We start from the raw sequence: 12,356 nt of genomic DNA on the forward strand, positions 1-12,356 counted from the left end.
TGGCCATGGGCCAAAGCAAGCCTAAATGCATATTACTGAGTACGTACATCTAACTTCATAACCATGAACAACTATTTTAATCGTCTGTTGCTCGGCACCTTGGTAGCCGCCGCTCCCGCGCTGGCCGCCACAGCTAACGACGTAACGGGCATCCGCCGTATCAACAACACCACCGCTGAGGTGATGCTGTCTGACGGCCACACGCTGACCGTTGATTTCTACGGCCCAAGCATCTTCCGCCTTTTTCAGGACAACAGTGGCGGTATCGTTCGCGACCCCGAGGCATCGCCCGAGGCTAAAATCCTCACCAACAACCCGCGTCGCGACGTGGGCAAACTGACCGTTAGCAGCGACGACCAGAAGGTGAGCGTCAGCACGGCCAACGTGCGCGTTGACTTCGCCAAGAAGGGCGCGCTCGTCAGCGTGACCGACCTCCGTCGCCAGCACACCGTGGTCAGCCAGACCGAGCCCACCCTCTTCGAGCGCGGCAAAACGACCCTCACCCTCAGCCAGCAGCCCAACGAGTGGTTCTACGGTGGTGGCGTGCAGAACGGGCGCTTCTCTCACCGTGGTGAGAAGATCGACATTGTGAACACCAACTCATGGACCGACGGCGGCGTTTGCTCGCCCGCCCCGTTCTATTGGTCGACAGGCGGCTACGCCGTCATGTGCCACACCTTCAAGCAGGGCGCCTACGACTTCGGCAAGACGCGCAAGGGCGAGGTGACGATCAGCCACGACACACCTTACATGGACGTGTTTGTCATGGTAGACGAGCGTCCCGTACAACTGCTCGACGACTACTACCAGCTCACCGGCAACCCTGTGCTGCTGCCTAAGTTCGCCTTCTACGAGGGTCACCTCAACGCTTACAACCGCGACTACTGGAAGGAAACCGACGACACCAACCGCGGCATCCTCTTCGAGGACGGCAAGCGCTACACCGAGAGCCAGAAAGACAACGGAGGCATCAAGGAGAGCCTCAACGGAGAGAAGGACAACTACCAGTTCTCTGCTCGCGCCGTCATCGACCGCTATCTCAACGCCGACATGCCACTCGGATGGGTGCTGCCCAACGATGGTTACGGCGCAGGCTACGGACAGACCAGCACGCTCGACGGCAACATCGCCAACCTGAAGAGCTTTGGCGACTACGCCCGCAAGAAGGGTGTGGAGATTGGTCTCTGGACCCAATCGAACCTCCACCCCATCGACTCCATCCCTGCCCTTCTGCAGCGCGACATCGTGAAAGAGGTGCGCGACGCAGGTGTGCGTGTGCTCAAGACCGACGTGGCTTGGGTGGGAGCCGGCTATAGCTTCGGCCTCAACGGCATCGCCGATGTGGGCCAGATCATGCCTTACTATGGATCCGACGCGCGTCCGTTCATTATCACGCTCGACGGATGGGCCGGCACACAGCGTTACGCAGGTGTGTGGACTGGCGACCAGAAGGGCGGCGAATGGGAATACATCCGTTTCCACGTGCCTACATACATCGGCGCCGGACTCTCGGGCATGAGCAACATCACCTCCGACATGGACGGTATCTTCGGTGGAAAGAACATGGAGGTCAACATCCGCGACTTCCAGTGGAAGGCGTTCACCCCCATGCAGCTCAACATGGATGGTTGGGGAGCCAACCCCAAATACCCGCAGGCGCTGGGCGAGCCCGCCACAAGCATCAACCGCAACTACCTGAAGCTGAAGGCCGCCATGCTGCCTTACACCTACTCGTGCGCCTACGAGGCCGTTGCTGGCCAACCGCTCATCCGCGCCATGTTCCTCGACTATCCGAGCGACTTCACCCATTCGGCCGCTACCAAGTACCAGTACATGTACGGTCCGTCGATGCTCGTGGCCCCCATCTACCAGCCCACACAGGCCGACGCACAGGGCAACGACATCCGCAACGGCATATACCTGCCTGAGGGTCAGTGGATCGACTATTTCACGGGCGACGTTTACGAGGGTGGCCGCATCCTCAACAACTTCGACGCTCCCATCTGGAAGCTTCCGCTCTTCGTAAAGGCTGGAGCCATCGTGCCGATGAACCGCCCCAACAACAACATCTATGAGGTGAACACAGCCGAGCGTATCTTCGACATCTGGCCCGCAGGCCACTCTGAGTTTACGCTCTACGACGACGATGGAAACACCGAGGCTTACCTGCGCGGTGAGCACGCCACCACAAAGGTGACATCGGAGCTCGACGCCAAGGGCAACCTCGCCATCACCATCTGCCCCACGGAGGGCAACTACGATGGCATGGTGAAGGAGAAATCGACCCTCGTCCGCATCAACACCACCGCACGTCCTAAGAGCGTTCGCGCCATCATAGGAAAGAAGAAGGTGACGCTCACCGAGGGTGAGGGCGCCAACACATGGCGTTACGTGGAGCGCCCGCAGCTCAACCAGTTCTCTACACAGGGCACCGACATGGCCAAGGTGGAGGTAACGAAGAACCCGGTGATCGAGGTCAACCTCGCCAAGGGCGACATCATGACCGACGAAACGACCATCGAGGTCAAGGGCTTCGTCTACGACAAGCCAGCAACACGCATGCTCACCAAACACGGAACACTCAGCGCTCCGGTGGCCACCGACACCAAGGTGGCTCCCTACACGCTCACACCGACCTGGAAGGCCGTGGACAACGCCGACTATTACGAGATTCGATTCAACTCGATGATCTACTCTACCATCCGCAACAACAGCTTGCTCTTCGAGGATTTGCAGCCTGGAACCGACTACACCTTTGAACTGCGCGCCGTCAACGCCGATGGTCACAGCGAGTGGACCACCATCAACGCCAAGACCGACAAGAACCCGCTGGAGTTTGCCGTACACGGCATCACAGCCACCAACACGGCCAAGGACATGCCTGGATTCGGCATCCATCGTCTCTTCGACTTCCAGGAGAGCGGCGACATCTGGCATACCCACTATAGCGAGAAGGCGGTTCCGTTCACCGTCACTATGGACCTGCACGCCACCATCACACTCGACAAGATGCAATATGTGCCTCGCGCTGACGCCGGAAACGGCACCATCCTGGAGGCTGACATATTCACCTCGAAGGACGGAAAGACCTGGCAGGCTGTGGGCACACAGAAGTGGGAGCGCACACCGGCCAAGAAGAACGTGACGTTCACCGACCACCAGCAGGCCCGCTACATCCGCATGGATGTGAAGAAGGCTTTGGGCGACTTCGGATCGGGAGCAGAGCTCTACGTGTTCCGTCAGCCCGGAACCAAGGTGCTCATCCCCGGAGACGTCAACCAGGACGGCAAGATCGACGAGAACGACCTGACTTCTTACATGAACTACACCGGTTTGAAGAAGGGCGACTCCGACTTCGACGGCTACATCTCGAACGGTGACATCAACGGCAACGGCCTTATCGACGCATACGACATCTCGAACGTGGCCACACTGCTCGAGGGTGGCGTAACCGAGAAGGACATGCGCCAGCCGGCTGGAACCATCACTTACACCTACAACAAGGCCGCTTACCAAGCTGGCGACGAGGTGACCGTGACGGTGAAGGGCACAGGCTTGCAAGCCGTGAACGCCCTGAGCCTCGTCATGCCGTACGACCTCAAGACCATGCAGTACACGAAGACCGATCCGGTGGCCGTGAAGGACATGCGCAACATGACCTACGACCGTCACCACACCGATGGCTCACAGGTGCTCTATCCCACCTTCGTGAACATCGGCCAGCAGCCCACCATTGAGGGTTCGGCCACGCTCTTCGTTATCCACTTCAAGGCGCTTCGCGCTTTCCGCGCACCCAAGGCCAGCGCCAAGGGCATGCTCGTAAGCAACAACCTGCTTGAAACGGAACTGAAGTAAGCCGCTAACGCGAAAAGGTTAACGCATCTATAATCATCCCCCTTGTCGGAAGGCAAGGGGGATTTTTATGTTCTTGCAACGGGAAGCTTTGCCAACAATGAAGGCGTGTCGCTTGATTTTGCGGGGAATTATCGTATAATTGTGGAGAAAGACGAGGGGTTTGTGGTGGAAAATGAGTATCTTTGCAACAACCACACTTACCAACGATTTATGGCAGAATACAATCTCCACGACCTTCACAACGTGATGCTGGGCATCCTGAAGGCCATCGACGAGACATGCAAAAAGTATAACCTCCGCTATTTCATTGTGGCGGGAACACAGCTTGGGGCCGTGCGTCACAAGGGATTCATTCCTTGGGACGACGACGCTGACGTGTGCATGCCCCACAGCGACTACGACCAACTCATCGCACACAGCAAGGAATGGTTGCCCGAAGGCTACGAACTGATATGCGCCGAGAACGACAAGCATTACCCGCAACCCTTCGCCAAGATGCAAGACGCTCGCACCACCATCATCGAGCACGCCCACTTGCGCTATCTCGGAGGCGTATATGTGGATGTGTTCCCACTCGACGGCATGCCCAACAACCGCCTGTGCCAGTGGCTACACGTGCGCCATTACAAGCACCTCTGCAAGCTGTTGTACTTCACCTACCGCGACCCTTACCGCCATGGGCATGGCCCCAGTTCGTGGCTGCCGCTGCTCTGTCGCAAGCTGTTCACCGTAGAGGGCCTGCAAAAGAGCATCAGTCGTCTGCTCCACAAGTACGACTACGACCGATCGCGCTATGTGCTCTGCTTCGACGACGACTTCCGCAGCATCGTGCCGCGCGAGGTGTATGGCGATGGCAAGCCCTACACCTTCGAGAGCCTGACGCTTCGTGGCGCTGCCGACAGCCACTGGTTGCTCACCAAGATGTATGGCGACTACATGACGCCACCCAAGCAGGGAACCGAGTTTCAGCACAATTTTTATTACCTCGACCTGGAACACTCTTACAAGGATGCCCCAGCGTCCCTAATACAACACCATGATTAAGAATATCGTTTTTGACTTCGGCGGCGTGCTTGTGCAGTACGACTTCAAGGCTTTCTTCGCTAAACAACTGGGAAGCGAAGAGCAGGCCGAGTGGTTTATGCAGCATATCCTGAACGAGGAAAACAACAACCTCATCGACAAGGAAGACAAGCCGTTTGGCGAATATATAGCCGACTGGAAACGCCAGTGGCCCGATTATGTCAACGCCATCGACGCCTTGGACAAGCATTACGCCGACATCTTCACGGGGGAGGTGCCGGGCATCACACCATTGATGGAGCAGCTGAAAGCCAAGGGATACCGCGTACTGGGACTGTCCAACTGGTCGACAAAGGTGTTCGACGTCATACGGAAATACCCCAAGCCTTTCGCCCAACTGGAGGGAAGCCTCATCTCGCACGAGGTGCATTTGCTCAAGCCCGACGTGGCCATTTTCAACGCGTTCTGCCAACGCTTCGGCGTGAAGCCCAACGAGTGCTTGTTTATCGACGACAAGCCTGAGAACATTGCCGGGGCCGAGCGGGCGGGCCTCCACGGTGTGGTGTTTACCAACACCGACCAATTGCGGGAGACGCTGAAAAACGAGGGCATCCTATAAACCGACAGTAAAAGAACACTTATACGACAAGGCGTCACGACAACATACGTGACGCCTAGTCGCGTTTTTAGCTCCAATCGGTCGCACCAGGTATAATGTCTGGAGACTAAGCCACTTCACTCCCGGTAAATCCTGGAAGCAATGGCATTGAGCCAACTGGGCATGAGGTTGAACCAGCGATAGGTGCTTACCGGCTTGCCGCCGAAGGAGAGAATGAAGTCGCGGAACGGACTATGTGGAACGGGAAGCCCCACATCCAAGAAGAATATATGGGCGTAATTGTGTTCCCACGCCCAGTTGATGGCATGCCAAATGGTCATCATGTTCGGATGGAGATGGGGGTAACTCTTGCGGCGTGAGGCCAAATACCACAGGTAAGCGTTGCCCTCGGAAAAAAGGCAGAGACTGCCACCAATGACGCGTCCCTTATAGGTGGTGATGAAAACGCGCGCCTTGTCGCTCTTGTCGAAATGGCTAATCTGCAACTCGGAGGGAATAACGCGGCGCATCTTGAACCGATAAAAGCCATTGAGCAGTTTGTAGAACTGGTGCAAGTCGGCATCGGTCTCCACTTCACGGGTCTCCACCCCCAACTTGGCCACTCGATCTATGCGATGCAACATCTTGGAAGTCAGGCGGTCGCGCGGCGCCATGGAATGAAGCGAATTATACACTTCCATCCATCCGATGGGGAAATAGCCATTCTCGCGAAACAGCCGATAACCGAACATCTTCTTCGAAAGGTCGCTAAACTCGATGCTGAAGCACAGGCGGCGGCGCAACTTTCGCGTCACGGCCTTCAGCAACTCACCAAACACTTCCTCACGACGCGCATCATCCACATAGTCGCCTTCGCCATACACGCGCCCCTGCCAATAACGAAACGGGGGAAGCCACATGCCATGCGAATACACAAAAGCCAACATGTGACCAAGCTCGCGGCCGCTCGCATCGGTAGCCACAGCCATAAAAGGACGCTGGCCGGGCGACTTCTCAATGATGTGGAAAAGCTCGGCGCTATGGAAGAAATTGCTGCCACAAAGGTGGGGCAATGTTCCGCCACGCGAATAAATGGTCACACGTATAGGATTCACGTTGGCAAAATTAGTAAAAAAAGAAATGACAAGAAAGCGTTTACCCTACGTTTTTTAATAACTTTATAACATCCAAGAGGCTTTTCTCAAACGATTTTTTGTAACTTTGCGAGGAAACGACAAAACAAGCTTCTATGAAAGATTTCAAGACTTTGGTACAAACACGACGTAGCCATCGCAAGTTCACCGATGAGAGGGTGACAGCCGAGGAGTTGCGTCTCATACTCCGCTCAGCACTCATGTCGCCCACCAGCAAGAGCCAACGCGCATGGCGGTTCGCCGTGACCGATGATCCCCAGACCCTCGCTCGCTTGGCAGAAGCCAAGGATGCAGGCGGCCAGTTTCTCAAGGGCGCACCATTGGCCATCGTGGTAATGGGAGACCCCAGCACCAACGACTGCTGGATTGAGGATGGAGCCATTGCGGCCATCATGATGCAACTGCAGGCCGAAGATCTCGGATTGGGTACCTGTTGGGTGCAGATGCGCGACCGAAAACAGAAAGATGGCACACCGGCCAACAAGGCCATACACAGCATCATGGGCCTGCCCGAGGAACAGGAGGTGCTCGCCGTCATCGCCGTGGGCCACGCTGCCGACGAGCGAAAGCCGCAAGACGAGGCGCGCCTGAAATGGGAAAACGTTATCAACAAATCCGACTTGACTCTGTAAACCATCCTTACCGCTACCTAATATGATCAATTACGACTTAAAGAAAATACGCGCCATCATCTTCGATGTCGACGGCGTGTTGTCGGCATCCACCATCGGCATGGACGATGAGGGAATGCCCATGCGAACCATCAACATCAAAGACGGATACGCCATACAACTGGCGCAGAAGGAAGGACTGCGCTGCGCCATCATGACAGGCGGCAACGCCGAAGCCATTGGCAAGCGTTACAACTACCTCGGCGTGACAGACATCTATCAGAAATGTGCCGTGAAGATTCAAACCTACGAGCAGTTTATAGCGCTCTATGGACTCTGCGATGACGAAATCATCTACATGGGCGACGACATTCCCGACTTGCAGGTGATGCAACGTGTGGGTTGTCCGTGTTGCCCGGCCGACGCTTGTCCTGAGGTGAAAGCCGTTTCGGTTTATGTAAGCGACGCAAAAGGCGGCTACGGATGTGCCCGCGACGTCATTGAGCAGGTGCTCAGGGCACAAGGAAAATGGCTGAGCAACGCTCACGCCTTTGGCTGGTAACAACACAACAGAAAAGACATGCTTAAACCCATTCCCTATAAAATCATCCTGGCCAGCAACTCGCCACGACGCCGCGAGCTATTGGCCGGACTCGGACTCGACTTTGAGGTGCACGTCATCAAGGGCATCAGCGAGGCGTACCCCAACGATCTGCCCGTGGAAGAGATTCCTCAGTTCATTGCCCGCGAGAAAGCATCGGCTTACGAGGTGAAGCCCAACGAGCTCGTCATCACCGCCGACACCGTGGTGGTGGTCGACGACGCGAACCAAGGCAGCGTGGTATTGGGAAAGCCCCACGATACCAACGAGGCGCGCCACATGCTGCACGCAATAAGCGGCAAGACGCATCGTGTCATCACAGGCGTGTGCCTCACCACCCACAATGACCAACGACAGTTTGGCGTCACCACCGAGGTGACGTTCCGAAAACTGACCGACGACGAAATCGATTATTACATCTCCAACTACCGTCCGTTCGACAAGGCGGGAGCCTATGGCATCCAAGAATGGATAGGCTATATCGGAGTGACGGGCATCAACGGCAGTTACTTCAACGTCATGGGCCTTCCCGTGCAGCGCATTTGGCAGGAATTGCAGCTGATGTGCGACTAACAACAATGGCCATCGCTATCATTATGGAATAGCGGTGGCCATCATTTATATGCTTGTTGCATTCGATCCACAGGATGAATCAACTGTTCAAAAGCGATTATCCCTGCTTTTTCTTCTTATTGATTTTCCTTTTCAGTCGCCAAATAGCAATCTTCACAAAGTAAGCGGGCAACGTTACCAAGAAGTTCTTGAGGTTGAGAGCCCAAGAGAACTGCTTGTCGATACCAAACTGGCGGAGGTCGACGGGAGCGAGGCAAGGCGCATATCTCACTCGGCTTGTAATGCGCAGTTCATTGCTAACGTTATGTCCGTGGACGTTCTCGAGCCAATAAGGCTTCTCGGCAATGTCGGTGTTGGGCAGCACTTTGCGCGCACCGGCATGACCATAATACTGCACCGTATGGAAGTCGCCGCGCGCATCCTCCACCAAAGTGAGGAAATGGTTATGAGGATAGTGCATGCGAACGATGGCGTTGAGGCGCACGAAATACTGCATTCCGCACACAAAGCTATAAAGCATGTGGCGCTGGTCGGCCACAAACTGCCGCTGCACACATTCCACATAGTCGTTGCTCAGGGCATCGTCGTTGTCGAGGTTGCTCGTAATAACGAACGCGTCGTCCTCGCTGAGCAGGGTTCTTACGGTGCGACGGATAAAGCGACAGTTGACCGCTTCCTCATGGGAGAGGAACTCAACAGCCTCATCGGCCGTGAAAAAGCAGGCTTTCAGTTGCGGCACCTGCGCTTGGCAACGCTCAATGCGCTGGCGCATGTCGGTGGGAGTGTCCTTATCAAAGAGGCAGAGCCATGTGAAATTCTTGTTCGTTTGATGAGCCACAGAGGGCAGACAGAACCGTTCAAACAGGTCGAAACGCTGCGCAAGCCAGTCGGCGGTCTGTGTGGCGCGGTGCGTCTTGTCCTCCTTCCATATCTTCAGATTGAAGAGAGTTATGATGAAATGCTTGAACTTGGGTTGTTGGTTCTCCATGATATTTGTGTACTATAATTCCAATTTGAATAAAACTCGGTGCTTCTTGCGGTAGCTCAACCAAAAGTGTCGCCTTGCCGCCAATGTGAAAGCCACACATTTGGCGGAATCGAAGCCGCGTGCGTCGGCATACGACCTGACTAACAACTCTATGAAATGTTTTGGCCCCCACAGGCGTATGAAATTGAGGCAGCCCTGCTTCTCACCGACGGGACCGAAGTGCATGCGGTTGATGTCGACCAATGAAAAGTGGTAATCGCCATCCTCGTCCATGTGGTAGAGCACGTTGCCGGGCGAGAAATCGCGGTGTAGGACGCGCTTGTCGTGCATCTCTGCCGTGAACCTTCCGAGCGATTCGGCCAATTCCTCGTAAGTTCCCGGCTCTGCGTCGCCCACATCCTTCAGCGTGTGCTCATAGCCACACTGCTGGCTGATGAAGTAACTCAGGCCAAGGATGCCAAAGGATCGCTCCTCGATATAGGCGATGGGCTCTGGCGTCTCAATGCCCAAGGCGCGCATGCGAAGAGGGTACCGGAAGGCGCGCAGGCCTTTTGGCTTGCGGATTCCCGATGAGTAGACAAAGCGATTGGGGCCTTTTGGCACACAGTAACGTTTGACGTTCAGCTCCGTTCCGTCGGGAGCCTCAATCACCTTGATGATGTTTCGGTCGTTGTAAATCTCGCGGCCTTCATGCTCAAACACACTGGGTATGCTATGCAGGAACTCGCTAATCGACGCGTACTTGGGGTTGATGATGATGGTTGTGCTCATGCAGGGGTTGTGGTTTTTCTTGGAACGACCTTTCCGTCCTTGATTTCGAAGCGACGTTCAAACTCCTCACGCGTACGCTTCCATCGGTTGTGGGTCCACAGATAGCACTGCGGGTCACGGCGGATGGACAGCTCAAGCAAGGCGAAAAAGCGTCGGGTGATGGCAAAGGGCTCCTCATTGGCTGCGTCGTCGCTGATGGGTTTGAAGGTGCAACGGTAGCGACCGCGCGCCAATCGCTCCATGTCGATGTAGAAAACGGCATTGTGCATCTTGCGCATGATGCGCTCAGCGCCCGTGAAAACAGGTGTTTCATGACCAAGGAACGGAAGCCAAAGGTGGATGTTCTCCCACTTCGGACCTTGGTCGGCAATGTAACCAAACAGAGAGTTACGCTTTTCGCGGCGATAAGTGACAAGGAATCGTAGTATCTGCTGCTTGGGGATGCACACGCCCTTCTTGCTTTGCCTAATATCAATGAAGAGCTGGTCAAATGTCTTGTTGTAGAGAGGGTGATAAATGAGACCCACCGGGGCGTCGGGATGGCGCTTCAGAGCCAGCGGGGTGGCTGAAAGATACTCCCAGTTGCCGTAATGGCCGAGGATGGCCGCACAGTCTTGCCCGCGGTCGAAACAGTCCTCTACGGCTTCCACACCATGGTATTCGATGTGGCGAAGCATCTCCTCTTGGCTCATGGTGAGCATCTTCAGCGTCTCGAAGAAATAATCGCAAAACCAATGGTAGAACCCCTTTTCGATAGCCACAATCTCCTTCAGCGACTTCTCGGGGAACGAACTGGTGAGGTTGCGCCTTACGATGGTGCGACGGTAGCGCAGCACATGGTAGGCCAACAGGTACTCCAGGTCGCTCAGGATGAAGAACATCCAGAACGGCAGGTGAGAGACAAGACGAAAAAGGCAGATGACAAACTTACTCATGTTGGGTTCCCACTTGGTGATTTTTACTCTTTAAAGGCCTCCATGATATTGTCGGCCAACTGCTCCATGTGGGGCTGATCACTACGGTGCATGCGGCTCATGATGGTGACGGTAGGCTCAATGAGAGTGATGTCCTTCATCTTCTCGATGAGGCCCTTCATGGCGCGGGCGGCGCAAGGAGCCCACGATCCGTTCTCGAGCAGGGCTATACGACGCTTCTGATAAGCCTTAATGGAGAGCTTATAAAGGAATGTGTGCATGGCGGGGAACACGCCGGCGTCGTAACTGGCGGCGCAACAGAGCAGCGTTCCGTAGCGGAAAGCATCCTCCACATTCTCGGCCATATCGGTGCGGCAGAGGTCGGCGATAGCTACCTTGGGGCAGCCGCGCTCCAACAACAGATCGCGCATCTTCTCGGCAGCGGCAGCCGTACCACCATGGGCAGAGGCGTAAGCGATGAACACACCCGGCGTTTCCACCTCATAGTGAGCCCAAATGTTATAAAGGCGAAGCGCCTCTTGCATGGCCTCGTCTTTGAGCACAGGGCCATGAAGTGGGCAAATGGCTTTCACTCCACTTAGAGCAGCAACCTTGCCAAGCGCCTTAGCGACCTGCACGCCATACTTGCCGCAGATATTGAAGTAGTAGCGACGAGCCTCGCAAGCCCAGTCGTCGGCGCCAGCGTCGTACACGCCGAACTTACCGAAGCCGTCGGCAGAGAAAAGCACTTGCTCCTCAGGCACGTAGCTCATCATCACTTCGGGCCAGTGAACCGACGGGGCAGCGATGAACTGCAGTGTACAATGGCCCAGCGACAAGGTGTCGCCCTCCTTCACGGCCTGCACACGGTCGGTGAGATCGAGGTCCTCATTAAACTGCTTCAGCATCTTCTGGGCCATAGCCGAGCACACCACCTTCACATTGGGATAGGTGTTGAGCAGGCGCGCTATGCTTCCCGCATGGTCGGGTTCCATGTGATGGACCACCAAATAATCGGGCTGGCGGCCGTCGAGAGCTTTCTCCACCTTGGCGGCCCACTCCTCCTGGCAACGAGGATCGATGGTATCCATGATGGCTATCTGGTCGTCAAGGATAACATAAGAGTTGTAACACATGCCTTCCGGGGTGACATATTGCCCCTCAAAAAGGCGCAGCTCGGGATCGTCACAACCCACGAACTTGATATTTTTGCATACTTCTTGAATCATAGTTTGCTATTTTTCTGTAAAATTCGCCATTTTATCCGA

At 55.5% G+C, this 12,356-nt stretch carries 11 protein-coding genes; 6 read left to right on the plus strand and 5 right to left on the minus strand.

Going from position 1 to position 12,356, the window contains the following annotated elements; translation table 11 throughout:
- Positions 1-63: 63 nt before the first annotated feature.
- The 3 genes from KM934_RS06020 to KM934_RS06030 all read left to right on the plus strand — a co-directional run bounded on the left by KM934_RS06020 (position 64) and on the right by KM934_RS06030 (position 5,497).
- Positions 64-3,855: a TIM-barrel domain-containing protein gene (locus KM934_RS06020; RefSeq protein ID WP_215759721.1), complete on the plus strand. Its 3,792-nt coding sequence runs from the start codon at positions 64-66 to the stop codon at positions 3,853-3,855.
- 210 nt (positions 3,856-4,065) lie between these two features.
- Complete coding sequence (locus KM934_RS06025) at positions 4,066-4,899, plus strand: LicD family protein (RefSeq protein ID WP_215759722.1); 834 nt, start codon at positions 4,066-4,068, stop codon at positions 4,897-4,899.
- Positions 4,892-5,497 carry an HAD family hydrolase gene (locus tag KM934_RS06030; RefSeq protein WP_215759723.1) on the plus strand — a complete coding sequence of 202 codons (606 nt, stop codon included), beginning with the start codon at positions 4,892-4,894 and terminating at the stop codon, positions 5,495-5,497. Before KM934_RS06025 ends, KM934_RS06030 begins: the two co-directional genes overlap by 8 nt.
- 116 nt (positions 5,498-5,613) lie before the next feature.
- Here KM934_RS06030 and KM934_RS06035 read toward each other — a convergent pair whose 3' ends face one another.
- Positions 5,614-6,591 carry a GNAT family N-acetyltransferase gene (locus KM934_RS06035; protein ID WP_215759724.1) on the minus strand — a complete coding sequence of 326 codons (978 nt, stop codon included), beginning with the start codon at positions 6,589-6,591 and terminating at the stop codon, positions 5,614-5,616.
- A gap of 134 nt (positions 6,592-6,725) precedes the next feature.
- On the opposite strand from KM934_RS06035, the gene KM934_RS06040 reads away from it, so the two are divergent.
- Genes KM934_RS06040 through KM934_RS06050 form a run of 3 tightly spaced genes read left to right on the plus strand, consistent with a single transcriptional unit; the run spans position 6,726 to position 8,415 of the window.
- A complete protein-coding gene (locus tag KM934_RS06040; protein WP_215759725.1) occupies positions 6,726-7,262 on the plus strand; it encodes a nitroreductase family protein in 537 nt (178 codons plus the stop codon).
- A gap of 22 nt (positions 7,263-7,284) precedes the next feature.
- Entirely contained in the window at positions 7,285-7,803 is a 519-nt protein-coding gene (locus KM934_RS06045) for a KdsC family phosphatase (RefSeq protein ID WP_215759726.1), read from the plus strand.
- A gap of 18 nt (positions 7,804-7,821) precedes the next feature.
- On the plus strand, positions 7,822-8,415 hold the full coding sequence (locus tag KM934_RS06050; RefSeq protein WP_215759727.1) for a Maf-like protein: 594 nt from the start codon (positions 7,822-7,824) through the stop codon (positions 8,413-8,415).
- 97 nt (positions 8,416-8,512) lie between these two features.
- Here the strand turns inward: KM934_RS06050 and KM934_RS06055 are convergent, their stop codons facing one another.
- The 4 genes from KM934_RS06055 to KM934_RS06070 are packed head-to-tail and all read right to left on the minus strand — an operon-like array spanning position 8,513 to position 12,317.
- Positions 8,513-9,403, minus strand: a complete 891-nt coding sequence (locus tag KM934_RS06055) for a glycosyltransferase (protein WP_215759728.1) — start codon at positions 9,401-9,403, stop codon at positions 8,513-8,515.
- Positions 9,404-9,415: 12 nt separating this feature from the next.
- Positions 9,416-10,174 carry a lipopolysaccharide kinase InaA family protein gene (locus tag KM934_RS06060; RefSeq protein WP_215759729.1) on the minus strand — a complete coding sequence of 253 codons (759 nt, stop codon included), beginning with the start codon at positions 10,172-10,174 and terminating at the stop codon, positions 9,416-9,418.
- Positions 10,171-11,109 (minus strand): lysophospholipid acyltransferase family protein, encoded by a 939-nt coding sequence (locus KM934_RS06065; protein ID WP_215759730.1) that lies wholly within the window; start codon positions 11,107-11,109, stop codon positions 10,171-10,173. Before KM934_RS06065 ends, KM934_RS06060 begins: the two co-directional genes overlap by 4 nt.
- A gap of 23 nt (positions 11,110-11,132) precedes the next feature.
- A complete protein-coding gene (locus KM934_RS06070) occupies positions 11,133-12,317 on the minus strand; it encodes an FprA family A-type flavoprotein (RefSeq protein ID WP_215759731.1) in 1,185 nt (394 codons plus the stop codon).
- Between the last annotated feature and the right edge of the window lie 39 nt (positions 12,318-12,356).

This window comes from Hallella faecis (assembly GCF_018789675.1).
GTDB classification, from domain to species: Bacteria; Bacteroidota; Bacteroidia; order Bacteroidales; family Bacteroidaceae; genus Prevotella; species Prevotella faecis.